Annotated in this window: 21 protein-coding genes and 1 pseudogene; 12 read left to right on the forward strand and 10 right to left on the reverse strand. The window is 64.8% G+C overall.

What is annotated here, in order from left to right; all coding sequences use genetic code 11:
• Positions 1-147: 147 nt before the first annotated feature.
• From MB901379_RS01360 to MB901379_RS01370, 3 genes are all read left to right on the forward strand, one after another.
• Positions 148-1,623 (forward strand): aldehyde dehydrogenase family protein, encoded by a 1,476-nt coding sequence (locus MB901379_RS01360; protein ID WP_158014970.1) that lies wholly within the window; start codon positions 148-150, stop codon positions 1,621-1,623.
• A gap of 72 nt (positions 1,624-1,695) precedes the next feature.
• Positions 1,696-2,556: an SDR family oxidoreductase gene (locus MB901379_RS01365; protein ID WP_158014971.1), complete on the forward strand. Its 861-nt coding sequence runs from the start codon at positions 1,696-1,698 to the stop codon at positions 2,554-2,556.
• A 4-nt stretch (positions 2,557-2,560) separates the two neighbouring features.
• Positions 2,561-3,529, forward strand: coding sequence for an NADPH:quinone oxidoreductase family protein (locus MB901379_RS01370; protein WP_158014972.1), 969 nt, complete (start codon positions 2,561-2,563; stop codon positions 3,527-3,529).
• A gap of 51 nt (positions 3,530-3,580) precedes the next feature.
• On the opposite strand, the gene MB901379_RS01375 is transcribed toward MB901379_RS01370, so the two are convergent.
• From MB901379_RS01375 to MB901379_RS01390, 4 genes are all read right to left on the reverse strand, one after another.
• Positions 3,581-5,362, reverse strand: a complete 1,782-nt coding sequence (locus MB901379_RS01375) for a PE family protein (RefSeq protein WP_158014973.1) — start codon at positions 5,360-5,362, stop codon at positions 3,581-3,583.
• Positions 5,363-5,635: 273 nt separating this feature from the next.
• On the reverse strand, positions 5,636-7,288 hold the full coding sequence (locus MB901379_RS01380; RefSeq protein ID WP_158014974.1) for a PE family protein: 1,653 nt from the start codon (positions 7,286-7,288) through the stop codon (positions 5,636-5,638).
• A 136-nt stretch (positions 7,289-7,424) separates the two neighbouring features.
• Positions 7,425-8,255: a tyrosine-protein phosphatase gene (locus MB901379_RS01385; protein WP_158014975.1), complete on the reverse strand. Its 831-nt coding sequence runs from the start codon at positions 8,253-8,255 to the stop codon at positions 7,425-7,427.
• On the reverse strand, positions 8,248-9,468 hold the full coding sequence (locus tag MB901379_RS01390; RefSeq protein WP_158018869.1) for an acyl-CoA dehydrogenase family protein: 1,221 nt from the start codon (positions 9,466-9,468) through the stop codon (positions 8,248-8,250). The genes MB901379_RS01385 and MB901379_RS01390 overlap by 8 nt, the downstream gene beginning before the upstream one ends.
• A 169-nt stretch (positions 9,469-9,637) precedes the next feature.
• On the opposite strand from MB901379_RS01390, the gene MB901379_RS01395 reads away from it, so the two are divergent.
• From MB901379_RS01395 to MB901379_RS01410, 4 genes are all read left to right on the forward strand, one after another.
• Complete coding sequence (locus MB901379_RS01395; protein WP_158014976.1) at positions 9,638-10,108, forward strand: nuclear transport factor 2 family protein; 471 nt, start codon at positions 9,638-9,640, stop codon at positions 10,106-10,108.
• A 142-nt stretch (positions 10,109-10,250) separates the two neighbouring features.
• On the forward strand, positions 10,251-11,351 hold the full coding sequence (locus tag MB901379_RS01400; RefSeq protein ID WP_158014977.1) for a Re/Si-specific NAD(P)(+) transhydrogenase subunit alpha: 1,101 nt from the start codon (positions 10,251-10,253) through the stop codon (positions 11,349-11,351).
• Positions 11,351-11,698, forward strand: coding sequence for an NAD(P) transhydrogenase subunit alpha (locus tag MB901379_RS01405; protein ID WP_158014978.1), 348 nt, complete (start codon positions 11,351-11,353; stop codon positions 11,696-11,698). Before MB901379_RS01400 ends, MB901379_RS01405 begins: the two co-directional genes overlap by 1 nt.
• Positions 11,695-13,119: an NAD(P)(+) transhydrogenase (Re/Si-specific) subunit beta gene (locus MB901379_RS01410; RefSeq protein WP_158014979.1), complete on the forward strand. Its 1,425-nt coding sequence runs from the start codon at positions 11,695-11,697 to the stop codon at positions 13,117-13,119. Before MB901379_RS01405 ends, MB901379_RS01410 begins: the two co-directional genes overlap by 4 nt.
• Before the next feature lie 8 nt (positions 13,120-13,127).
• Here the strand turns inward: MB901379_RS01410 and MB901379_RS01415 are convergent, their stop codons facing one another.
• Positions 13,128-13,253, reverse strand: a complete 126-nt coding sequence (locus MB901379_RS01415) for a hypothetical protein (RefSeq protein ID WP_158014980.1) — start codon at positions 13,251-13,253, stop codon at positions 13,128-13,130.
• A 163-nt stretch (positions 13,254-13,416) separates the two neighbouring features.
• Here MB901379_RS01415 and MB901379_RS01420 point away from each other — a divergent pair, with 163 nt between their 5' ends.
• Positions 13,417-14,040 carry a TetR/AcrR family transcriptional regulator gene (locus MB901379_RS01420; RefSeq protein ID WP_158014981.1) on the forward strand — a complete coding sequence of 208 codons (624 nt, stop codon included), beginning with the start codon at positions 13,417-13,419 and terminating at the stop codon, positions 14,038-14,040.
• 177 nt (positions 14,041-14,217) lie between these two features.
• Here MB901379_RS01420 and MB901379_RS01425 read toward each other — a convergent pair whose 3' ends face one another.
• Positions 14,218-15,714, reverse strand: coding sequence for a PE family protein (locus tag MB901379_RS01425; RefSeq protein WP_158014982.1), 1,497 nt, complete (start codon positions 15,712-15,714; stop codon positions 14,218-14,220).
• A gap of 120 nt (positions 15,715-15,834) precedes the next feature.
• Positions 15,835-16,740 (reverse strand): alpha/beta hydrolase, encoded by a 906-nt coding sequence (locus MB901379_RS01430; protein ID WP_158014983.1) that lies wholly within the window; start codon positions 16,738-16,740, stop codon positions 15,835-15,837.
• A 101-nt stretch (positions 16,741-16,841) separates the two neighbouring features.
• On the opposite strand from MB901379_RS01430, the gene MB901379_RS01435 reads away from it, so the two are divergent.
• The 3 genes from MB901379_RS01435 to MB901379_RS01445 are packed head-to-tail and all read left to right on the forward strand — an operon-like array spanning position 16,842 to position 20,033.
• Positions 16,842-17,924, forward strand: a complete 1,083-nt coding sequence (locus MB901379_RS01435; RefSeq protein WP_158014984.1) for an NAD(P)H-dependent amine dehydrogenase family protein — start codon at positions 16,842-16,844, stop codon at positions 17,922-17,924.
• 19 nt (positions 17,925-17,943) lie between these two features.
• Positions 17,944-18,684, forward strand: a complete 741-nt coding sequence (locus MB901379_RS01440) for a glucose 1-dehydrogenase (RefSeq protein WP_158014985.1) — start codon at positions 17,944-17,946, stop codon at positions 18,682-18,684.
• An 8-nt stretch (positions 18,685-18,692) separates the two neighbouring features.
• The gene (locus tag MB901379_RS01445) at positions 18,693-20,033 is read left to right on the forward strand and encodes an FAD-binding oxidoreductase (protein WP_158018870.1); all 1,341 of its coding nucleotides are present in this window, start codon (positions 18,693-18,695) and stop codon (positions 20,031-20,033) included.
• A 226-nt stretch (positions 20,034-20,259) separates the two neighbouring features.
• On the opposite strand, the gene MB901379_RS01450 is transcribed toward MB901379_RS01445, so the two are convergent.
• The 3 genes and pseudogenes from MB901379_RS01450 to MB901379_RS01460 all read right to left on the reverse strand — a co-directional run bounded on the left by MB901379_RS01450 (position 20,260) and on the right by MB901379_RS01460 (position 22,403).
• A complete protein-coding gene (locus tag MB901379_RS01450) occupies positions 20,260-20,808 on the reverse strand; it encodes a TetR/AcrR family transcriptional regulator (RefSeq protein WP_158014986.1) in 549 nt (182 codons plus the stop codon).
• A gap of 57 nt (positions 20,809-20,865) precedes the next feature.
• Positions 20,866-21,681 (reverse strand): thioesterase family protein, encoded by an 816-nt coding sequence (locus tag MB901379_RS01455; protein ID WP_158014987.1) that lies wholly within the window; start codon positions 21,679-21,681, stop codon positions 20,866-20,868.
• A gap of 31 nt (positions 21,682-21,712) precedes the next feature.
• Positions 21,713-22,403: pseudogene (locus MB901379_RS01460) on the reverse strand (SMP-30/gluconolactonase/LRE family protein).
• Between the two features lie 138 nt (positions 22,404-22,541).
• On the opposite strand from MB901379_RS01460, the gene MB901379_RS01465 reads away from it, so the two are divergent.
• Entirely contained in the window at positions 22,542-23,432 is an 891-nt protein-coding gene (locus MB901379_RS01465) for an acyl-CoA thioesterase (protein ID WP_158014988.1), read from the forward strand.
• Positions 23,433-23,440 lie beyond the last annotated feature (8 nt).

Here is a 23,440-nt window from a genome sequence, read left to right on the forward strand (position 1 = left end):
TGGGCTGGCCGGGTGCTGTAGCGCCCGCTCAAGATCGGGTCGGATCTTTCCTATTGCGCTGCTAGCCGGATGACTAGGATCGCGGTTATCACCCGGTGTGCGGCCACGCGACGTAGCGTGGGCACTTCCGGGTAAGGAAGGACAACGATGACCACCGAATCGGTTGCACCTAAAGCTCAGGAACTCGAGACCGTAGAGGCCGCAGCCGCACCCGCCGCGGGCAAGTCCGACGCTTCGAAGCCAACCGATGTCGCCGCAACAGTGGCCCGACTACGCAGGACATTCGCCACCGGCTGTACCCGCAGTGTCGAGTGGCGCAAGCAGCAACTGCTGCAGTTGCAGAGGTTGATGGAAGAGAACGAGGACGAGATCGCCAAGGCGCTCGCCGAGGATCTGGACCGCAACCCGGTTGAGGCATTTATCGCCGACATCGCAACCACGACCGCCGAAGCGAAGTACGCAGTGAAGAGGGTGCGCCGGTGGATGCGCCGCAAATACGTGCTGCTCGAGGCGCCACAGCTGCCCGGCCGTGGCTGGGTCCAGTACGAGCCCTATGGCACGGTGCTCATCATTGGTGCGTGGAATTACCCGTTCTATTTGACGCTGGGTCCTGCGGTCGGGGCGATCGCCGCCGGAAACGCCGTCATCCTCAAACCCTCGGAAATCGCCGAGGCGTCATCGCATTTGATGGCTGAGTTGGTGCCGCGCTATCTCGACCGCGACGCGATCGCGGTGATCGAGGGTGACGGCATGGTCAGCCAGGAGTTGATTGCGCAGGGCTTGGACCGGGTGATGTTCACCGGCGGTACCGAGATCGGTCGCAAGGTGTACCAAGGCGCAGCGCCTCATCTGACTCCGGTCACGCTCGAGCTCGGCGGGAAGAGCCCGGTGATCGTCACCGCCGACGCGGACATCGATGTCGCGGCCAAGCGGATCGCCTGGATCAAACTACTCAACGGCGGCCAGACCTGCGTGGCCCCCGACTACGTGTTGGCCGATGCAACGATTCGCGACGAACTCGTGGACAAGATCGGTGTGGCCGTCAACCGGTTCCGCGCTCAGGATGACCCGAACGGGCTGCGCATCGTCAACCAGCGCCAGTTCGACCGACTGAGCGGTTACATCAGCGCTGCCGAAGCCGACGGCAGGGGCAAGGTTGCCGTCGGTGGCAAGTGCGCGGCGTCGAGTTTGCGCATTCAGCCGACTGTCGTCGTGGACCCCGACCCAAACGGCCCACTGATGTCAAATGAGATTTTCGGGCCGATCCTGCCGGTGCTCACCGTCAAGTCGGTGGATGAGGCGATCGCGTTCGTGAACTCGCGGCCCAAGCCATTGTCGGCCTACCTGTTCACCCGCTCGCGGGAAACCCGCGAGCGGGTGATCCAGGAGGTGCCGGCGGGGGGCATGCTGGTCAACCACCTTGCTTTCCAGGTGTCGACTGCCAAGCTGCCGTTTGGTGGCGTCGGCGCTTCGGGCATGGGTGCTTATCACGGCAAATGGGGATTCGATGAGTTCAGCCACCGCAAGTCGGTGTTGACCAAACCGACCCGCCCCGACCTGTCGAGCTTCATCTACCCGCCCTACACCGAGCGGGCCTTCAAGCTGGCTCGCAGGCTGTTCTAGCCTGAGGCCCATGCCCACACGACCCGGCCGAGCGCCGGGCCGACCTTAATCGTGTTAACAGAGAGGAACCTGATGCCTGGAGTGCAGGATCGCGTCGTCGTCGTCACCGGAGCCGGCGGGGGATTGGGCCGCGAATACGCCCTCACGCTCGCCAAGGAGGGGGCCTCCGTGGTGGTCAATGACCTCGGAGGAGCCCGCGACGGAACCGGCGCGGGATCGGCGATGGCCGACCAGGTTGTCGCCGAGATTCGGGACGCGGGTGGTCGTGCGGTCGCCAACTATGACAGCGTCGCCACCGAGGAGGGCGCGGCGAACATCATCAAGACGGCGCTCGATGAGTTCGGTTCCGTGCACGGTGTGGTCAGCAACGCCGGCATCTTGCGGGACGGCACCTTTCACAAGATGTCGTTCGAAAACTGGGACGCGGTGCTCAAGGTCCATCTGTACGGCGGATACAACGTGATCCGCGCGGCCTGGCCGCACTTTCGCGAGCAGAACTACGGGCGGGTTGTCGTCGCCACCTCCACCAGCGGGTTGTTCGGCAACTTCGGTCAGACCAACTATGGTGCGGCCAAGCTTGGCCTGGTCGGCCTGATCAACACGCTTGCGTTAGAGGGCGCCAAGTACAACATTCACTCCAATGCCGTCGCCCCAATCGCGGCGACCAGGATGACCCAGGACATCATGCCGGCCGAGGTGCTGGAAAAGCTCACTCCGGAGTACGTGGCGCCGGTGGTGGCCTATCTGTGCACCGAGGAGTGTGGTGACAACGCGTCGGTGTTTGTCGTCGGTGGTGGCAAGGTGCAGCGGGTCGCGCTTTTTCAGAACGACGGGGCCAACTTCCACACACCGCCTTCGGTGCAGGATGTCGCGGCGCAGTGGGGCGAGATCACCGATCTGTCCAACGTGCAAAAAGCTGGCTTCAAGCTGTAGCTACATGAAAGCTTGTGTGGTAGAAGAGCTTTCCGGCCCGTCCGGCATCGTCTATACCGAGGTCGATGATGTTGCCGATGATGGCAAAAGCATCATCATCGATGTTCGGGCAGCCGGAGTTTGCTTTCCCGACCTGCTATTGAGCAAGGGTGAGTATCAGCTGAAGCTGCCGCCGCCGTTCGTGCCCGGGCTGGAAACCGCCGGGGTGGTCCGTTCCGCTCCGCCACGATCCGGCTTCCGTGTGGGCGAGCGGGTTTCGGCGTTCGGTGTGTTGGGCTGCTATGCCGAGCAAGTGGCGGTCCCGGTTACCAACGTGGTGCGCAGCCCGGTCGAGCTCGATGACGCGGAATCGGTGTCGTTGCTGGTCAACTACAACACCATGTACTTCGCGCTGGCCCGACGCGCCGCGATGCGGCCGGGGGACACCGTGCTGGTGCTCGGTGCCGCTGGCGGGGTAGGCACGGCTGCCGTCCAGATTGCCAAGGCGATGGGCGCGGGCCGAGTCATCGCCGTGGTGCACCGAGAGGGCGCGGTGGACTATGTCGGGTCGCTCGGCGCTGACGAGGTAATTCCGTTGGCGGACGGCTGGGTCCAGCAGGTGCACGAGCACACTGCCGGGCGCGGCGTGGATATCGTGGTCGATCCAATCGGAGGTTCCAGCTTCGAGGACGCGATTAGGGTGCTGGCGGTCGACGGCAAGCTGCTAGTCATCGGCTTTGCCGCTGGCAGCATCCCAACGCTCGCGGTGAACCGGCTATTGATTCGCAATATCGGCGTGCTGGGCGTCGCGTGGGGGGAATACCTCAATCGAGTTCCGGGCTCGGCGGGGTTGTTTTCCTGGGGCCTTAACCACTTGGTCTCTCGTGGCCTCAGGCCGCCTCCGCCACAGCGCTATCCGTTGTCCGAAGCTCAGGCGGCACTGCAGAGCCTCGCCGACGGCGGTGTGCTCGGGAAAGTCGTGCTCGAGCCGTAAGCTTCGCCTGCCGCGACTCCGCGCGGCACGCCGCTCGATGCGACGATGCGGTTAGAAGGCGTCGGCGATGTCTTCGATGATCGCTTCCGCCGTGTCCAGGGCGACAATCGTCTCGAAACCACCGGCTAGGGTAAACAGCGCCACGTCGGCCGCGATCGGATAGCCGATCGCGTTAATGAGCCCCGCTGGGTCGCCGTTGGCGAAGTGCTGGATTCCGTCCAAGAAGAGGTTGACGTTGTAGGACGGGATGGTGGTCACCATGGTGTTGATGATGTCCGCGGTCGGCAACGCAATGGCGTAGCTGTCGGCGGCCACATTCGTAATGACGTTGGTGAACGTGGTGTTGGCCGCCTTGAGGGCGTCAATGATGCCGTCGACAGGGGAACCGGTCGCCGCGGGGACGCCGGGCAGCGCAAACGGAATCGACGAGCCGCCCGTCGACGTCAGGTCTGGCAGCGAAAAACTGGGCAACGACGGTGGCGCCATGGCCTGGAGGTCGTTGACGAAGGCCGTCATGCCCTGCCGGGCGCCGCTGACCATGTCGCCGGCAAAGGCAATCGGGTTGATTTCGGGGAACAGCCCGAACGCCGTGGGCACATCGGCGTACCCCGTTGAATAGCCATAGTGCGGGTCGCCGTAGCCAAGGTTGACCAGATACGTCAGATCCGGTTCGACGAGGTCCGCCAGCGGATTGCCGATCACGGGAATTGCGCGCAGCGGCTCCAGTAGTGGAAGACCCGGGTAGGTGATCATGTAGTAGTGCTCGAGGCCGTTATTGGTCGGAGACACCGGCAATTCCACCAGGTTGTAGCCCGCGGGAAGGTTGTTCGGATCTAGGCCCGGGTAGTTGCCATGCACGAATTGGATGCCCAAAAATGCGTTGAGGTCCGCCAGGAAATTGATCGGGTACTTAGGGAAGTCGGCGTATCCGTCGTACTGAAGGGTGTACTGGGCGAGCGGGTAGCCCGTGTTCGACGGTGTCGCCCCGTAGAACTCCAGACCCACGGCCGGCATGGATAGACCGGGGAAACGCGACAGCAGACCGCCGTTGGGTGCCATCGGATTACCCAGCATCGTGAAGCTGAGGTTGTCCGTGTTGGGGCTGCCGAGGGCCGCGAGGTGGCGCATCTCCAGCGAGGAGAGAGCGGCGCTTTGCGAGTAGCCCAGAACCGCAACGTTATTGTCCTGGGTGATCAGCCCTTGCGGACCGAACAGCGCGTTGTGCAGGATCTCTACGCCGGTGTCGACCGACTGAGTGAGTGGCAGATCCTTGATCTGGGTCAGCGGATAAAGGCCCTCAGGTGTAGTGAGGCCGATGGACGCGCCGGTCACCGGGAAGTTGGCGGTGATGAACGGGCGAACGGCGGCCATGTAGTCCTGCGACGGTATCGGTGCGCCGCTGCCGTTCATGATCAGGGCGACGTCGTAAGAGACGGCCGCCAATGGTGTTGCGGCTGGGCCGCCGGCCACGGGTGCGGTGCTGGCGGTCGTGCCCAGTAGTGACTGGATGGGTGAGGTGACCCCGCTGAGCGCGCTCGGCAACGCTGCCATATTGGCGGCCTCGGCCTCGGCGTAGGCGGTCCCGGCGGCGGCCAACGTCTGACCGAACGCGTCATGAAGCGCGGTCGCCTGGTTGATGACCGCTTGGTACTCCCTGGCGTACACGTCGAAGAGCGTCGCGGCGGCCGCTGACACCTCGTCGGCGGCCGCCGCGGCCAGACCGGAGGTTGGGCCCGCTGCGGCCGCGCTCGCCTCGGCGATCGCCGCCCGGATACCGTCCACGTTCGCGGCCGCGGCGGCCATCTGCTGCGGTTGCGTCATCACGTACGTCATCGGTTAATTCCCTTCGAAAACAGGGTTTTTCGTTCTGATACCGGCGATGCTATGCGACCGGTGACGCGGCGGAACGGGCGGTTGTGAGATCCGGCGATTGTCAGCGGAGATTGGCCTGCTCGACCGTATCGCCCGCTTCCCCTATTGAGTTACCACCGCGGCGGTCTGGGTGTCGTGACTGCCGACCCGAGATCCGCCGCGTTTCAGGGCGGGGTGGGCAGCGATCATGGCAGACCAGGCTTCCAGGCCGCTTCCGACGGAAGTGGCGAACCGCTAGAAGGTGAGGCTTTGCAAATCTTGCGAGATCTCTATCGCCGCCTCGGCGATCGCAATGAATTCGATCATGCCGGCCAGCGCACCCAATCCGAAAGTGGCCGCAAGTGGAAGCTCGATCGCGCTGACGAGGTTGCCCTGCGCGAGCTGGCTCACGAATAGCGTCAGGTTGTAGGCCGGCAGGGTGGTGATGAACGCCAAACCCAGATCCGCGGTCGGCAGCAGAACCGAATAGCCGGTCGAGACGACCGATGCGATCGTGTTGGCGATATTGACCGGTGTCGCGGGCACCGGGGGTGGCGGTGGTGGCACGATCGACTGCAAATACGGTGAGAACTCCGGCGCCGAAATCGTCGGCAGGGTGCTCAACGCGGTTGGCAAGGTTGCCGAGAAGTCGTTCATGCCTTGATGTGCGCCGGCGACCAGCGCATCGGCGATCACCGGAAAGGGCACGTCTGGGAAGAGTCCGAACGGGGTGGGCACGTTGGCGGGGCTGGTGGAATAGCCGTAGTTCGGATCGCCGTAGCCCAGATTGACCAGGACCTTCAAATCTGGCTGGATTAGTGCCGCCAAGGGTTGCCCGACGACCGGTATTGCTCGTACCGGGTCCAGCAGCGGCAGATTCTCCGTGCGGATCATGTAATACGTATTCGTCGTGGGGCCCTCCGTGGTCAACTGCGTGGCAGCAGCGATCTGGGCGGGCGTGAGGTCTGGATACATCCGGTGCAGCGTGAGAATCCCGAAAACTGCATTGACGTCGGATAAAACGTTGAGCGGGTATCGCGGAAAGTCGGCGAAACCGTCGTATTCGATCGTGTAGGTCGTCGTGTAGTAGGGGTTGTCTGGCGTCGCCCCATAGAACGGCAGACCCACCGACGCGATATTCAGACCGGGTATGCGCGCGAGAATGCCGCCATTGGGGTTCATCTCGTTGCCGGTCAGTATGAAATTGATTTGGTCGGGATGCGGGGCATTCGGGCCCAGCGAGATGAAGTGCTGCATTTCCAAAGACGCCATGACCGCGCTTTGGGAATAGCCGAAAACTGTGACGTGGTTTCCGGCGTTGATCTGCTGCCAGATCGCGGTATCAAGGATCTGTAGGCCCTCTTGAACCGAGGTTTGGAACGGCAGACTCTTGACGCCGGTGATCGGGTAGAGCTCTTCGGGGGTGAATAGGGCGCTGGCGATGGCGCCCGGTTGAATGTGCTGGACGAACAGCGTGTCGATGGCCGCCAGGTAACTCGCCGAGGGGATCGGCATTCCAGTGCCGCCCATGACAATCGCGGTGTATTCGTTGAACACCGCCGGCAAACCCGGGGGCGTGCTCGGCGCATAGAGCCCGGCCGTCGCGACCTGAGCCAGGGTGGCGGTGTTGATGTCTTCGGCCGCGATGAAGTAGTTCGCGGCCGCTGCCAGCCGTTGGGTGAACTCGCTGTGAAGTGTCCCGAGTTGCGCGCTGATCAGCTGGCATTCCTGCCCGAACGCGTTGAACAGCTTGGCGATCGCGGTGGACACCTCATCGGCGGCGGCGGTCAGGATCTCGGTCGTTGGGCCCGCTGCGGCCGCGGTCGCCTCGCTGATCGTCGAGCCAATGCCGGTCAGTTCGGCGGCGGCTGTCGCTATTGCCGCCGGCTGCGCGAATACGTACGACAACGCCTATCCCTCCTGGCGACGGGCCCCGCTTGCCACCCATCAAGCCGGTATCTGTTGAGAGTAGGGCGATTCGGCTGTGATGTCCGGCCTTTAAAGAGCTTTGTAAGGCCCCACACCAAATGAACAGGAGATCGGTTCAGCCCAGCAAGGCGCTGCGCAATTGACGCACGTCGGACTCGGTAATTCCGGCGTCGCGCAGATAGCCGCTTAGTGAGCCGTAGGCCTCATCGATCGTTTGCCACGCCGCGGCCAGATACTCCGGACGAACGCCGAGTACACCGTCGGAAAGCCGTGCCTTGGTAAACATCATGACCTCGGGTGTGACCTCGGTGTCGGAACGCTGCTGGATCATTTCCGAAATCCGATTACGCAACTGCGGCACCGCGTCATTGCTGCGCAGGTAATCGGCGACGATGTCGTCGCGGGCCAGACCTACGGCTTCCAAAACCGTCGCGACCACAAATCCGGTGCGATCTTTGCCCGCGAAGCAGTGCGTCAGCACCGGACGTCCCGTGGCTAGCAGCGTGAATACCCGATGCACCGCGCGCTGTGCCCCGTTGCGGGTTGGGAATTGGCGGTATTCATCGGTCATATACCGGGCGGCGGCGCTATCGATCGACTCGGCGGACTCACCGGTCTCACCGTTGGTGAACAGCCTCCGGAATGCCGTCTCATGTGGTGCCGAGTCGTCGGCGTCGGTATCGGTGTCGGCGAGGTCGGGGAACGGCAACAGGTGGATATCCACGCCGGCGGGCACCCGGCCCGGACCGCGGCGGGCGACTTCTCGGGCGGAGCGCAGATCGGCGACGTCGGTGATGCCTAGCCGAAGCAAGGCGGCGCGGCCGTCCTCGTCGAGGCGACTCAGCTCGCTGGACCGGAACAACCGGCCGGGGCGCAGTGCGGCGCTGCCCTCGGCGACGTCCCGGAAATTCCATGCCCCCGGCAACGCCGGAGCCGGCTCAGCCATCTGGGGTGACCGCGGCGGCGAACGCGGACTTCTCCCGGCCGAGTTCGGCGCGTGCGATGGATCGCATGTGCACCTCGTCGGGGCCATCAAAGATGCGCATGGCGCGATGCCAGCCGTAGAGCCGGGCCAGCGGTGTGTCGTTGCTGACCCCGGCGGCGCCGTGCACCTGGATGGCACGATCGATAACATTGCAGGCCACCTGCGGTGCCACCGCCTTGATCATCGCGACCAGGTGGCGGGCTTCTTTGTTGCCGTGCCGATCGATCGTCCAGGCCGCCTTCTCGCACAACAACCTGGCCTGGTCGATTTCGTTGCGCGACGTGGCAATCGCTTGCTGTACAACGCCCTGTTCGGCCAGCGGACGGCCGAACGCCACCCGGTGGCGGACCCGGTCCACCATGTGGGCGAGCGCGCGTTCGGCGCCGCCGAGCGCACGCATGCAGTGGTGGATGCGGCCCGGCCCCAGCCGGGCTTGGGCAATCGCGAATCCGCTGCCCTCCTCGCCCAGCAGGTTGGTCGCCGGCACCCGGACGTTGTCGTAGCGCACCTCACAGTGACCGTGCTGGTCCTGCCAGCCGAACACCGGGGTGGAGCGCACGATCGTCACACCGGGCGTGTCCATCGGCACCAGGATCATCGACTGCTGTTGGTGAGCGGCCGCATTGGGGTTGGTGCGGCCCATCACAATCAGGATCTTGCAGCGTGGGTCCGCCGCGCCCGACGTCCACCACTTGTGGCCGTTGATGATGTAGTCGCTGCCGTCGCGGGCAATTGTGGTTTCGATATTGCGCGCGTCGCTGCTGGCCACCGCGGGCTCGGTCATGGAGAAGGCGCTGCGAATCTCACCGTTTAGCAACGGGTGTAGCCACCGGGTGCGCTGCTCGTCGGTGCCGAACATGTGCAAGATCTCCATGTTGCCGGTGTCCGGCGCCGCACAGTTGAGTGCCTCGGGCGCGATCTCGAGGCTCCACCCGGTCAGCTCGGCCAGCGGGGCATATTCCACGTTGGTCAGTCCCGATTCCGCCGGAAGGAACAGGTTCCACAGGCCGCGTTCTTTGGCCTTTATCTTGAGTTCCTCGACTATCGGGGGCACGGTGTGATCGTTCGGGCCGGCGTCATCGCGGTACTTGTCGTATTCGGCCTCGGCCGCAAAGACGTACTCCGTCATGAAGTCGGACAGCCGTTGGTGGTAATCGATGGCCTTGGCCGACATCGCGAAGTCCATTCCGCCACGATAGGACACGCACTGCGCTGCGCGGTTTCAGGTGGTCGGTCGCGATGCCGAAACAGCGTGCAGAAACGCCGGCGGGTTCGCTCCGGTGCGATGGCGCGGGACCTGACGTAGCGGTCTGTCGCGATCCTCAGCGCGCACGATAGACGTCATGACCGACAATTCGCCTGCCGGGCCCCCGCTGCCGCCGTTCACTCTCGAATCTGCCCTGCAGAAGGTTCAAGCCGCCGAGGACGCCTGGAACACCTGTGACCCCGTGCGGGTCAGTGGCGCCTACACGATCGATTCGCACTGGCGAAATCGCGACGAGCACATCGTCGGCCGAGAGCAGATCGTGGCCTTTCTCACCCGCAAATGGCAGCGCGAGCTGGACTACTCACTGCGTAAGAGTTTGTGGAGCTTCCACGGCAACCGCATCGCGGTGCGCTTTCAATACGAATCTCGCGACCGCGCCGGGCAGTGGTATCGCAGCTACGGCAATGAACTATGGGAATTCACCGCATCGGGATTAATGGCACGTCGCGAAGCCAGCATCAACGACGTCGCCATCGCCGCGTCCGAACGCCGGTACTTCGGGCCACGACCCGCATCGGAGCACGGGCAGGAGCCGCCGCTGTGGTAGCCGCGGGTTGGCGCGGCGACACCGCGGGCCGGGTAGCGGCCTGCGGTAAGACCGGACGAGCGGGATAGGGTGTCTGAGCACGTCGGCGCTAGCCGACCGGGCAATCTATCGAGATTACGTGAGGAAAGTAGATGTTCGCGCCATGACAGATCCGCAGACCCGCCCCACGGTGGTCGGGGTGGTGGCTGAGTCCACGCCCGACGAGCGGCGCGTTGCGCTGGTACCCAAGGCGGTCGCCTCGCTGGTGAACAGTGGTGTGGCTGTCGTGGTCGAGGCCGGCGCAGGTGAGCAGGCGCTGCTTCCCGACGATCTCTACACCGATGCCGGTGCCACCATCGGTGATGCGTGGGCTGCTGACATCGTGGTCAAAGTAGCGCCGCCGACCAAAGACGAGGTCAGCCGGTTGCGTAGCGGGCAGACGCTGATCGGCTTCCTCGCACCGCGCAATGCCGACAACGCGATCGGTGCGCTCAAGCAAGCGGGTGTACAGGCGTTCGCGCTTGAGGCGATCCCGCGCATCTCCCGCGCTCAAGTGATGGACGCGTTGTCGTCGCAGGCCAACGTGTCGGGTTACAAGGCAGTGCTGCTGGCGGCGTCGGAGTCGACCCGGTTCTTCCCGATGTTGACCACCGCGGCGGGCACGGTGAAGCCGGCCACCGTATTGGTGCTCGGCGTCGGTGTGGCCGGGTTGCAGGCATTGGCCACGGCCAAGCGCCTGGGGGCCCGCACCACCGGTTATGACGTACGGCCCGAGGTCGCCGATCAGGTGCGCTCGGTGGGCGCGCAGTGGCTGGATGTGGGAATCTCGGCTGCCGGCGAGGGTGGCTATGCCCGGGAGCTCACCGACGAGGAACGCGCGCAGCAGCAGAAGGCGCTGGAAAAGGCGATCAGCGGTTTCGACGTCGTGATCACCACCGCGCTGGTGCCGGGCCGCCCCGCCCCCAAGCTGGTGACCGCCACCGCGGTCGAGGCGATGAAGCCCGGCAGCGTGGTGGTGGACCTGGCGGGAGAAACCGGCGGAAACTGCGAACTCACCGAACCCGGCCGGACGGTGGTCAAGCATGATGTCACCATCGCCTCGCCGCTGAACCTGCCCGCGACCATGCCCGAGCACGCCAGCGAGCTCTATAGCAAGAACATCACCGCGCTGCTGGACCTGTTGATCAAGGACGGCGCGCTGGCCCCCGACTTTGACGATGAAGTCATCGCGGAATCGTGTGTGACTCGCGGGGAGGATTCCTGATGTACGACGAACTTTTGGCCAATCTGGCGATCCTGGTGCTGTCCGGATTCGTCGGGTTCGCGGTGATTTCCAAGGTGCCCAACACGCTGCACACCCCGCTGATGTCGGGCACCAACGCCATTCACGGCATCGTGGTGCTCGGCGCGCTGGTGGTGTTCGGCACGGTGGAGCATCCCTCGCTGGCCATCCAAATCATCCTGTTCGTCGCGGTAGTGTTCGGCACTCTGAACGTCATCGGCGGGTTTATCGTCACCGACCGGATGTTGGGCATGTTCAAGGGCAAGAAAAAGGCTCGGGAATTGGCGCCCGCCCAAGCCGACCAGACGGAGGAGCCGGCGGCCAAATGAACTACCTGGTGATCGGTCTTTATATCCTCGCGTTCTCCCTCTTCATCTACGGCTTGATGGGCTTGACCGGGCCCAAGACCGCGGTGCGCGGCAACCTGATCGCCGCGGTGGGTATGACCATCGCCGTGGCGGCCACCCTGGTCATGATCAGACATACCAGCCAATGGGCACTCATCATCGCCGGCCTGGTGGTGGGTGTGGTACTCGGCGTGCCGCCGGCGCGGTTGACCAAGATGACCGCCATGCCCCAACTGGTGGCGTTCTTCAACGGCGTCGGCGGCGGGACGGTGGCGCTGATCGCCCTTTCGGAGTTCATCGAGACCAGCGGCTTTTCCGCGTTTCAGCATGGTGAGTCACCGACCGTCCACATCGTGGTGGCGTCCTTGTTCGCCGCGATCATTGGATCGATCTCGTTCTGGGGTTCGATCATTGCGTTCGGCAAACTGCAGGAGATCATCTCCGGATCGCCGATCGGCTTCGGCAAGGCTCAACAGCCGATCAACCTGCTGCTGCTAGCGGGGGCCGTGGCCGCCGCGGTGGTCATCGGCCTAGACGCGCACCCCGGCTCCGGCGGGGTGTCGCTGTGGTGGATGATCGGCCTGCTCGCCGCGGCGGGAGTGCTCGGCCTGATGGTGGTGCTGCCGATCGGTGGCGCCGACATGCCGGTCGTTATTTCGCTGCTGAACGCCATGACCGGCCTGTCGGCCGCGGCCGCGGGTCTGGCGTTGAACAACACCGCCATGATCGTCGCTGGCATGATCGTCGGCGCGTCGGGTTCGATCCTGACCAACCTGATGGCCAAGGCGATGAACCGGTCCATACCGGCGATCGTCGCGGGTGGCTTCGGCGGCGGCGGGGTGGCCCCCAGCGGCGATGGCGGCGGCGACAAGCACGTCAAGGCCACGTCGGCCGCCGATGCCGCGATCCAGATGGCCTACGCCAATCAGGTGATCGTGGTGCCCGGTTACGGCCTGGCCGTCGCGCAAGCCCAGCACGCGGTCAAGGACATGGCGTCGCTGCTGGAGGACAAGGGTGTGGCGGTCAAGTACGCCATTCACCCGGTCGCCGGCCGGATGCCCGGCCACATGAACGTGCTGCTGGCCGAGGCCGAGGTCGACTACGACGCGATGAAGGACATGGACGACATCAACGACGAGTTCGCCCGCACTGACGTTGCGATCGTCATCGGCGCCAACGATGTCACCAACCCGGCGGCGCGCAACGATTCCTCCAGTCCGATTTACGGCATGCCGATCCTCAACGTCGATAAGGCCAAGTCGGTGATTGTGCTCAAGCGGTCGATGAATTCCGGGTTCGCTGGTATCGACAACCCGCTGTTCTACGGCGAGGGGACAACAATGCTGTTCGGGGATGCGAAGAAATCGGTGACCGAGGTCGCCGAGGAACTGAAGGCTTTGTAGCCGGCGGCTCAGACCGGCGGGTAGGCGGGCGGCGGGTAGCCGTTGCCGTCTTCGACCCCGCGCAGACCCCACGTGAGATACCGGAAGAAGAACTCGATTTCGTCGCTTCCGTCGTAGTCAGGACTCGGATCCATTACTCCACCTCTCGACTCGCGACTGTTCCGTTAGGCAGTCTAGCTGGATCCGCGCCGGTGCGACAGGCGCTGGCGGCCTTGCCTAAACTGGCCAACCAGTTGATTGATAATTAGCGTTGGCCGGGGCCGCCTACCCCTGCCTCAGTGACGATAGCGAGTACAGATGCCATCCGAGAACGGACTCACGCGCCGTGAGGAGTTGCTGGCCGTGGCTACCAAGCTGTTCGCGGCCCGGGGCTATCACGGCACTCGGATGGATGACGTTGCCGATGTGATTGGGCTGAACAAGGCGACCGTCTACCACTACTACGCCAGCAAGTCGTTGATCCTGTTCGACATCTACCGCCAGGCCGCCGAAGGAACCCTGGGCGCCCTGCATGCCGAGCCGTCGTGGACGGCACGCGAAGCGCTCTATCAGTACACCGTGCGGCTGCTCACCGGGATCGCCGGCAATCCCGAGCGGGCCGCCGTGTATTTCCAGGAGCAGCCATATATCACCGAGTGGTTCACCGCCGAACAGGTCGCCGAGGTCCGCGAAAAGGAAGCCCAGGTCTACGAGCATGTGCACGGCCTCATCGACCGCGGCATTGCCAGCGGCGAGTTCTATGAGTGCGACTCGCACGTGGTGGCCCTCGGCTACATCGGGATGACGCTGGGAAGCTACCGCTGGTTGCGCCCGCACGGGCGGCGCACGGCCACGGAAATCGCGGCGGAGTTCAGCACCGCGTTGCTGCGTGGGCTCATCCGGGACGAGACGATTCGTGAGCAATCTCCCCTGGGGCCCTGAATTTCGGCCACGCCCCGGCGCCGTTACCTAAGGTCCAATACGCAAATCCACAGGTCGGTGGCCCGGTTTCGGTCACGTTGGTGACCGCCGTCGCCAACACGTCGGGGGTTGTGATCAGCCACAAGGTTTCGCCGTCCTGTTGACCCGGGCCGCCCGCGGCTCACGACGGGAAAGGACTCACGGGAAGACTGGGGGCGGGATCAAATGAAGTATGTCCCCCAGACCGCCACTCAACAACGACAGCAACGTCACACTCGGCTGACCGAGGTAGAGATTGAGTCCGGGATTGACGGAGGGGACCCACGGATAGACATCCGGGAACCATTCGGGGCCCCACAATCCGGCCTCCACCCCGATTTCCACCGCGGCGCCGTAGGGGGCCTGCAGGCTCCCCAAGGCCAGGTAGTAGCTGACAGCGAACGGGTTGGGGATCGAGAAGAACCCGGCAGGAGTGGGAATATCCGCGTAGTTCAGGCCGGGTCCGTAGTCGGCGTAGCCCAGGTCCACCAGCACGCGCAGCTGCGGCTGGATCAGGTCGGCGAGCGGTGGACCTGCGTAGGGGATGTCGCGGATCGGCTGGACCAGCGGCAGGTCCTGGGTCAGCAGCATGTAGTACTGGGTGTTGCCGGTGTAGCCGGGCGAGGTCGGCAGCGGTACCGCGTTCGCGATTTGATCGGGGGTAAGGGTGGGATACGTGTTGTGCACGTAGAAGTACCCCATGATGGCGTTGATGTCCGACAGGATGTGCAGCGGGTATCGCGGGGCGTTGGCGATGCCGTCGTACTGGGCGGTGTAGATCGTGTGCGCGTATGGCGCGTCCGGCGGCGTGGCGCCATTAAACGGCACGTCGAGGAACGGGATGTAGAAGCCGGGGAAGCGGGAGAGCAGTCCGCCCTCGGGCGTGTTGGGGTTGCCGATCGTGACAAACGAAATGTCGCCCGCATTGGGTGAACCCGCGGCGATCAGCGCGTTGATTTCGTTGTTGACGATGGTGGCGCTCTGCGAGTAGCCCAAGGCGATGACCTGGTTCCCGGCGGCCAGCTGGGTGTTGATGGCGTTATGGAGCGCCGTCACGCCCTGCGTGACGGACTGGTTGAAAGTCAGATTGCCCAGTTGGGGGGTGACCGGCCAGAACTGCTCCGGTGTGGGCATGGCCGTCGGGATTGCCCCGGGAAAGAGCTGCTGAATGTAGTTGTTGTTGATCAGGTCGAGGTAGAGCGGGTCGGGATCGGGGTTGCCGGTGCCGCCCATGATCAGCGCGATTTGGGTCGCCGCCGCGGCAGGGGTAACCGACAGGGCGGCGGATCCAGCGGTTCCGGTCGGCGTCAATAACGACTGAAACGGCGAAGTGGCGCTGCCCAGCGCGTGGGATACGCCGGATACGAAGGCCGCATTTGCGGCCTCGGCCTGCGCGTAGGCACCGGCCGCAGCGGCCAGCGCCTTGGTGAACTCGTTGTGGAATGCGGCGGCTTGCCTGACAGCCGCCTGGTAGTCCTGGCCGAAAGCGCCGAACAGCTTCGCGATCGCCGCCGACACCTCGTCCTCGGCCGCAGCCAGTAGGCCGGTAGTAGGGCCTGCCGCGGTCGCATTGGCGGCGTTGATCGCCGATGCGATCCCGTCCACCTCCGTGGCGGCCGTCGCCAGCATGTCAGGGAAAGTAACTACGTAGGACATCTCCCCGTCCTTCATAAACCGGGGCCGCTTACGGTCAAACCTGCACCGACCTGGGACCGCGGGTATTAGGTATTTATGAGAGTAGAGCGGTCCCAGCGGGACGTCCGGCGATTGATCAATTCAGCCCGCACTACCTGTCAAGTGCTTGTCGAAAAAGCCGACTTGATCGGCAACGACGCGCTCGAACGCGGCGCCCAGGTAGATGGCGAAGTGGCCCTCGGGATACATCGCGACTTCGCCGTGCGGAGCCTTGCTCGCGTAGCGCAGGGTTGGGCCGGCCGGGGCCACCGAGTCGGTTTCGCACACGCAGAACAGGATTGGGCAGCCGACCTTGGCGGCGCTGCGCCCCGGCCGGTAAGCCATCACCTTGATCCCAATGCGCGCGGCGACCTCGTTGCGCAGCTGCGCGCCCGGTGGCACCAGCTTCAGGTAGCCGAGATACGCGTCTGGTGCGGTCATCAACGCGACCTCGCCGGGCTTGCCGGCGGTGGGAATCATCAGCGGAGGCCTGCCCAGCCAGGAGCCGGCAAGGTCATGCAGCGCTCGTGCGGTCACCCGCGCCGCGGTGCTTGGCGCGATCGCCCGAACGGAGGCGATGCCGTCGGTAAACGGGCATTGGGCTACGACGGCGGCGATGCCCGGGATCCGGGCCGCCGTGGCAATCACGTGTCCGCCCGAAAAAGACGTGCCCCACAGGCCGATTCGGTTTGGGTCGATGCCGTCCAGTCTCCGTGCATATGCCACCGCGGCCGCCCAGTCCGCGAGCTGCAGGCCCACGTCCAGCAATTGGCGCGGCCGCCCCTCGCTGTCGCCGAAGTTGCGGTAGTCGAACACCAAGCAGGCATAGCCGGACGCGCTGAATCGTTCCGCGTAGGCGTCCAGTCGCATCGTGCGCACCGCGCCCAGCCCGTGCGCCATGACCAGCAGTGGCACGTCGCTGCCGTCGCCGCCGGGTGCAGGCCGGTAGAGCCACCCGCTGATCCGGCTGTCGCCGGAGGTAAACCAGACATCCTCGCGCTGTGCCACGGCGCGCCTCCCGTCAAGATCGCGTGCTGCCCTGACCTGAAAGAAAATTATGGACTACTGTCTAGAAAAATTGCACTGTTGCACTCAGGCGGAGGACACCCATGGCCATCCGAGTCGCTCACGTCGGCACCGGAAACGTCGGCCGACTGGCCCTGACCGAGCTCGTCACCAATCCACAGTTCGAGCTGACGGGGTTGTGTGTCTCCACTCCCGAGAAGGTCGGCAAAGATGCCGGCGATCTCGCCGGAACTGGCGTGACCACCGGCATCGCGGCGCTCAGCGAGCTGGACGCCGTGCTGGCCACCGGGCCCGAATGCGTGGTGTACTGCGCCATGGGTGACACTCGGTTGCCCGAGGCGATGGCGGACGTCATGCGCATTCTGGCTTCCGGCGTCAATGTCGTCGGATCCTCGCCCGGACTCCTGCAGTACCCATGGGGTGTCATGCCCGACAAGTACATTGCCCGAGTGGAAGATGCTGCCCGGCAGGGAAATTCGAGCATATTCATCAACGGTGTGGACCCGGGATTCATCAACGACCTGATCCCATTCGCCCTGGCGGGCACCTGCCAGCGCATCGAGCAGGTGCGCTGCCTGGAGATCGCCGACTACGCGTCCTACAACGGCTCCGAGGTCATGCACTACATGGGGTTCGGCAGGCCGCTGGACGAGGTGCCGATGCTGCTGCAGCCGGGCGTGCTCGGCATCGCCTGGGGCACGGCGATCCGTGCATTGGCCGCGGGCCTGGGCATCAAGGTCGACGAGATCACTGAGTCGTATGAGCGGGCACCGGCGCCAGATGACTTCGACATTGCGGTGGGCCGCGTTAGGCAGGGCACGCTGGCGGCGCTGCGGTTCGAGATTTGCGGCCTGGTCAACGGCCACCCGGCGATAGTGATCGAACACATCACCCGGTTGCGTCCCGACCTGCGGCCCGACTGGCCGCAACCGGCACAGGGCGGCGGTTCGTATCGGATCGAGATCACCGGCGAGCCGTCCTACGCCGTGGACATCGTTCCGAGCAGCCGCAAGGGCGATCACAACCACGCGGCGATCGTCGGCGCCGCGGGCCGCATCGTCAATGCCATTCCGGCGGTGATTGCGGCCCCGCCGGGCATCAGGACCACACTGGATCTGCCGCTAGTCACCGGTACCGGGCTCTACGCGCCCATCGTGGCCATCTAATCGAAAGGATTTCGACTTCATGGGACGCGTTGACGGAAAAGTTGCACTCATCAGCGGCGGTGCCCGGGGGATGGGCGCCTCGCATGCGCGGCTGCTGGTCGAGGAGGGTGCCAAGGTGGTGATCGGTGACGTCCTCGACGACGAGGGCAAGGCGCTCGCCGCCGAAATCGGTGCGGCCGCACGCTACGTCCACCTCGATGTCACCCAGCCCGACCAGTGGGACGCCGCGGTGGCGACGGCCACCGGCGAATTCGGCAAGCTGGACGTGCTGGTCAACAATGCTGGCATCGTGGCGCTCGGCCAACTGAAGAATTTCGATCTCGATAAGTGGCAGAAGGTGATTGACGTCAATCTGACCGGCACCTTCCTGGGCATGCGGGCGGCGGTCGAGGCGATGACGGCAGCTGGTGGCGGCTCGATTATCAATGTGTCGTCGATCGAGGGGCTGCGGGGTGCACCGGCCGTGCATCCCTATGTCGCCTCGAAGTGGGGGGTGCGTGGCTTGGCAAAGTCGGCGGCCCTGGAGCTGGCGCCGTCGAACATCCGGGTCAACTCGATTCATCCCGGTTTCATCCGCACGCCGATGACCGCCAAGTTGCCCGAGGACATGGTCACCGTCCCGCTGGGTCGCCCGGGTGAATCGAGGGAAGTGTCGACGTTCGTGGTGTTCTTGGCCAGCGATGAATCGTCGTATTCGACCGGCAGTGAGTTCGTGATGGACGGTGGGTTGGTGACCGACGTTCCGCACAAACAGTTCTGACGGTGCCGATGCTGCGAAGTCTGGCCGCCGTGGTGGGCCAGGGTCACGTCATCACCGATTCCGATGTCCTGATCGGGCGCAGCGTGGACCACACCGGGCGGTATCGGGGCCGGGCCAGCGCGTTGGTGCGGCCGGGGTCGGCCGAACAGGTTGCCGAGGTGCTGCGGGTGTGCCGGGACGCCGGGGCCTATGTCACCGTGCAAGGCGGGCGGACGTCGTTGGTGGCCGGCACCGTACCCGAACATGATGATGTGCTGCTCTCTACCGAAAGACTTTGTGACATAAGTGATGTCGACACCGTGGAGCGGCGCATGCTGGCGGGCGCCGGCGCGACGCTGACCGCTGTGCAGCACGCCGCGGTCGCGGCCGGCCTGGTGTTTGGCGTGGACCTGGCGGCACGCGACAGCGCGACCGTGGGCGGCATGGCCTCGACCAACGCCGGCGGCTTGCGTACCGTGCGCTACGGCAACATGGGCGATCAGGTCGTCGGCCTGGACGTGGCCCTACCCGACGGTTCGGCGCTACACCGGCACAGCCGGGTGCGCCGGGACAATACCGGCTACGATCTGCCGTCGTTGTTCGTCGGGGCCGAGGGCACGTTGGGTGTGATCACCGCGCTCGAGCTGCGGCTGCACCCGATGCCGTCGCACCGGGTGACCGCCGTCTGTGGGTTTGCCGACCTGGAGGCGGTTGTCGAAGCCGGTCGGGCCTTTCGCGATATCGACGGCATCGCCGCGCTGGAGCTGATCGATGGCCGCGCCGCCGAGCTGACCGCCGAGCGCCTCGGGGTGAGTCCACCGGTCGTGGGCGACTGGCTGCTGTTGGTAGAACTGGCCGCCGACCATGACCCGAGTGAACGGCTCGCGCGGCTGCTCGACGGGACCCAGCTGTGCGGTGAGCCCGCGGTGGGCGTGGATGTGGCCGCGCAGCAAAGGTTGTGGCGCACCCGCGAAGCGCTGGCCGAGGTATTGGGGTGCTACGGGCCACCGTTGAAGTTCGACGTGTCGCTGCCCCTGCCGGCGATCGGTGCCTTCGGGCGGGACGCGGACGCTGTGGTCCGCGCGCATGTGCCGGACGCGCTTGCGGTGCTATTCGGTCACATCGCCGAGGGCAACCTGCACCTGAATGTGTTGCGTTGCCCGGCGGACCGGGAGCCGGCGCTGTACGCCGAGATGATGGATCTGATCGCACGATGCGGCGGCAACGTCAGCTCCGAGCACGGCGTCGGTAGTCGCAAGCGGCCGTACTTGACGATGTCCCGGGAGGCGGCTGACATCGCGGTGATGCGGACGTTGAAGGCGGCGATGGATCCCACCGGATACCTCAACGCCGCGGTGTTGTTCGACTGATTTTCGACCGCCTGGCGGCGCTCGGTGACATGTTGCCACATCCGCCATGTGGGCACCTGCCGGAAGGGACGTTTAACGATGCCGCCTCTATAGCGACGCCATGCCCAACCCGGACCCATTGTCGCTCGAAGGCGGGCGGAACGTGTGCCCGTCGGTGCGGGGACAGCGGTGGCAGACGGGTCCATTGCGATCGGGCCGGCGGCCCGTTTGGTCGGATCAGTCGGTTTCAGTCCGAACCCTTGATGCCGACGGCATGGCGCAGCTGCGCCAGGAACTGGTCGGCATCATCACTTCGAACGATGTAGTGCGAGATCGCGATTCGGATCGCCGTCGCCGCTTTGACCGCGCCGTTGGGTCCGGGCAGGAGGCGTTGCAGACCTTCGCGCATCTCCGGTATGACGCCGGACATCTGTGCGATGACGAGCTCCGGCTCGATGTCGACCATCCGCACGCCCGAGTACGAGTATTGGTAGTCAACGATGAATCGCAACGCGGCATCGAGCTTGTCGACACCCTTCAATCCGGCGGTGGCCTTGCTCAGGCCACTCTCGAAAACCTGTCGTTCGTATCGAGAGAACGTGGCGAGCAGCTCTTCTTTGGAAGCGAACCACCGGTAGAGCGTAGGGCGCGATACGCCGGCCTGGGTCGCAACTTCGGACAGGCTGAGCTTGGTCTTGCCGCTGCGGGCGAGCACCTCGGCGGTGGCCGCCAGAATGCGCTTGCGCGTCGAGGTGTCGGTCTCGGGCCCATCGATTGCCTGGAACGCCTGGCTCATAGGTGAAACTTTACGAAAGATTGCACAAGTGTCATGTTGTTTCGCTCTCGCGTCCGATCAGCGGTGCCGCGGGCGCACCAGCACGGACTGCTGAATCGCCCCGATCGCGCCCTGCTGGTCGAACAATGCGCCGACGGTTGTCCCGATGCCGTCTGGCCCGTAGTTGGTCTCGGCCCGAATTCCAATCCAGTCCCCATTCGGGACGCGAAACACGTGCACGGCCAGATCGGTGTTGACGAACGTCCACTTGGTGATGTCCAGCGTGCTGCCGATGCCGTTGGCGCAGTCGGCTACCGCGAACAATCGCTGCAATGGGGTCATTGTCTCGCCGTGGACCAGGTCCACAGTGGGCTTGATCCAAGATTCGCCCGGACCCGGGGTCATGGGTTCGGTCAGCCAGCGCCAATCCAGGCTGTGTACGTAGTTGCGGTCCCAGTCCATCGGGGCCAGTTTGCGGCCGTGCGCCTCGGCAACTGGGCGCGGCGGGTTTTCCGCCGCGTGAGCCAGGGCCTCGGTGTCGAGTTGCTGTAGCCGCCAACCGCTGGCGCGGGCGACGGGCCGGGGCTGACCGTCCGGCCCCGCCGCCAGCATCTCGGCACCGATCAGCTCGATCTGTTTGCCACCGCGTATCACCTGCGAGCGAACCCATAGGTCGCCCTCGGCCGGCACCGCTCCCAACAAGTCAATGACCACCCGGCTCAGCCTGGTGTCCTCGCGCCGAGCGCACCGCTCCAACGCCCGGACCAACAGCGCCGATACTGGCGCGCCGTGCTGTATCGAAGCCGACCAAGTACCGCGCGCCAGGTCGGTCGCGACCAGCTTCTCGCCGAGCGCGTCGGCAGTGGCGATCAACTCGTAGTAGGAATCCGTCATGGCTCACACCTTTGCGTATCGGGGTTCGAGGTCAGGGTAGGCCCGCCCCCGGGGTGGCAACCGTCACGGCATCCAGCTGGGCAAGTCGGGTGCCGATCAGTCGTTCGGGATATGCCGCCGTGCTTGACAGCAGGAACAGCGTGCGGCGTTCGGGACCGCCCAGTGCGCAGGCGACCGCGACACGATCGCCCATATCGATGCGGTCGGTCACGTCGCCGCCCGCGGTGATTCGCTCGAACTGTGCTGAGCCGGCGGGCCATCGACTCGGCAACGATCAAGGTGTCGCGGTCCGAGTTGATCACCATCCCGTTAGGGAAGGCGAGGTCCGTGGCGACGATCTGCGCGCTGTCGTCGGGATCAACGCGGACGATGACACCACCCGAGAAGGCTTGGGATCCGATGTAGGCCCGACCGACGTCGTCGATGACCATGTCGCCCAGGTTGGCCGGCGCCAGATCGGTGAGGTCGGCGACCGTGACAACGGTTTCGCCGTCGTAGCGCAGTACCAGCCGGTCTTCGGCCGACGCAATCAGCAGCGAACCATCGGGGCGAAACCCGAGTCCGGACGGGGAGTGACCGGGCAGCTGCAGGGTGGTCAATGATCCGTGCATGTCCGACGTGTGGACGGCTTCACCGAGCAGATCAGAGAACCAGAGCAGTCCCTCGAACCAGCGCGGGCCCTCGCCGAAGCCGAAGCCAGTGGCCAACGGTGTCGGGACCAGTCCGGCCGCGCCTTTACAAAACACCGCAAAAGTGTCACGCACAGCGGGCGCCGCTGTCAACGCGGGCCGAGTTCTTGGACGAGCTTTACAAATAAGTCACCAAGTGTCACGCTGGGCCGTGGGCCGCCGGAACGAGGGGTGAGCGCATTGACGACGGAGTCTGAACAAATCCGATGGTCGGTTGCGGACCTGCTGGAGCTTTTCGACGTGCAGGCCGCCGGGACCGATCGGTTCACCGCTGCGACCGGACTCTGCGGTCAGGATGGCCGTCAGGTGGTGGAAGGTACGCAAGTGGTCGCGCAGGCGATTGTGGCCGTGGCGCAGCGGTTCGAGGGTAAGTCGGTGCGTTCGGCGCACGCGGTGTTCTCTCGTGCCGTCGCGGTTGGTCCACCGCTCGAGTTTGTCGTCGACGTCGCACACGAAGGCCGGTCGACGGCAACCGCGATTGTCGCCGCACATCAGCACGGCAAGCGCTGCTTGACCGCCACCGTCCTGGCGGACGTCCCGACCGGCGATGTGATTCGCCACCACTTGCCACGACCCGATGTGGCGCCGCCGGCGGATGCCAACGTCTGCCAGATGCCGATGATCGGTCGGCAGTTGCGGCTTGTCGACGTGGCCGACGTCAACAGTCCCGACGAGGTGGGTCCTCCCGAACTCTATGCATGGCTGCATTACGATCCGATCCCGAGTCGGGACGACCTGGCCAAGGCGCTCATCGCGTATTTCACAGGCCACCTAGGGATTTCGACCACGATGCGGGCGCATCCGGGCATTGGCACCAGCCAGGCGCATCTGAGCGTGTCCACCGCGCCGATGACGACATCGGTGGCTTTCCATGAACCGGTGCGCTGGGACGGTTGGTTGCTCTACACCCACGAGAGCACGCAGGTCGGCGCGGGCATGTCGTACGTCCGCGGCACCGTGCATACCGAGGAAGGGCAGCTCATCGCGTCCTTCGCCCAAGAAGCGCTGATCCGGCCACTGCGCACCAGTGACACGGTGATCGATGCGCGCTCACGGTTCTAGCGGCTGGA

It is taken from the genome of Mycobacterium basiliense, assembly GCF_900292015.1.
GTDB classification, from domain to species: domain Bacteria; phylum Actinomycetota; class Actinomycetes; order Mycobacteriales; family Mycobacteriaceae; genus Mycobacterium; species Mycobacterium basiliense.

Coding starts and splice junctions, on each gene's coding strand:
- MB901379_RS01360 (WP_158014970.1), top strand. CDS start 148: ATGACCACCGAATCGGTTGCACCTAAAGCTCAGGAACTCGAGACCGTA.
- MB901379_RS01365 (WP_158014971.1), top strand. CDS start 1,696: ATGCCTGGAGTGCAGGATCGCGTCGTCGTCGTCACCGGAGCCGGCGGG.
- MB901379_RS01370 (WP_158014972.1), top strand. CDS start 2,561: ATGAAAGCTTGTGTGGTAGAAGAGCTTTCCGGCCCGTCCGGCATCGTC.
- MB901379_RS01375 (WP_158014973.1), bottom strand. CDS start 5,362: ATGACGTACGTGATGACGCAACCGCAGCAGATGGCCGCCGCGGCCGCG.
- MB901379_RS01385 (WP_158014975.1), bottom strand. CDS start 8,255: ATGGCTGAGCCGGCTCCGGCGTTGCCGGGGGCATGGAATTTCCGGGAC.
- MB901379_RS01390 (WP_158018869.1), bottom strand. CDS start 9,468: ATGTCGGCCAAGGCCATCGATTACCACCAACGGCTGTCCGACTTCATG.
- MB901379_RS01395 (WP_158014976.1), top strand. CDS start 9,638: ATGACCGACAATTCGCCTGCCGGGCCCCCGCTGCCGCCGTTCACTCTC.
- MB901379_RS01400 (WP_158014977.1), top strand. CDS start 10,251: ATGACAGATCCGCAGACCCGCCCCACGGTGGTCGGGGTGGTGGCTGAG.
- MB901379_RS01405 (WP_158014978.1), top strand. CDS start 11,351: ATGTACGACGAACTTTTGGCCAATCTGGCGATCCTGGTGCTGTCCGGA.
- MB901379_RS01410 (WP_158014979.1), top strand. CDS start 11,695: ATGAACTACCTGGTGATCGGTCTTTATATCCTCGCGTTCTCCCTCTTC.
- MB901379_RS01415 (WP_158014980.1), bottom strand. CDS start 13,253: ATGGATCCGAGTCCTGACTACGACGGAAGCGACGAAATCGAGTTCTTC.
- MB901379_RS01420 (WP_158014981.1), top strand. CDS start 13,417: ATGCCATCCGAGAACGGACTCACGCGCCGTGAGGAGTTGCTGGCCGTG.
- MB901379_RS01425 (WP_158014982.1), bottom strand. CDS start 15,714: ATGTCCTACGTAGTTACTTTCCCTGACATGCTGGCGACGGCCGCCACG.
- MB901379_RS01435 (WP_158014984.1), top strand. CDS start 16,842: ATGGCCATCCGAGTCGCTCACGTCGGCACCGGAAACGTCGGCCGACTG.
- MB901379_RS01440 (WP_158014985.1), top strand. CDS start 17,944: ATGGGACGCGTTGACGGAAAAGTTGCACTCATCAGCGGCGGTGCCCGG.
- MB901379_RS01445 (WP_158018870.1), top strand. CDS start 18,693: ATGCTGCGAAGTCTGGCCGCCGTGGTGGGCCAGGGTCACGTCATCACC.
- MB901379_RS01450 (WP_158014986.1), bottom strand. CDS start 20,808: ATGAGCCAGGCGTTCCAGGCAATCGATGGGCCCGAGACCGACACCTCG.
- MB901379_RS01455 (WP_158014987.1), bottom strand. CDS start 21,681: ATGACGGATTCCTACTACGAGTTGATCGCCACTGCCGACGCGCTCGGC.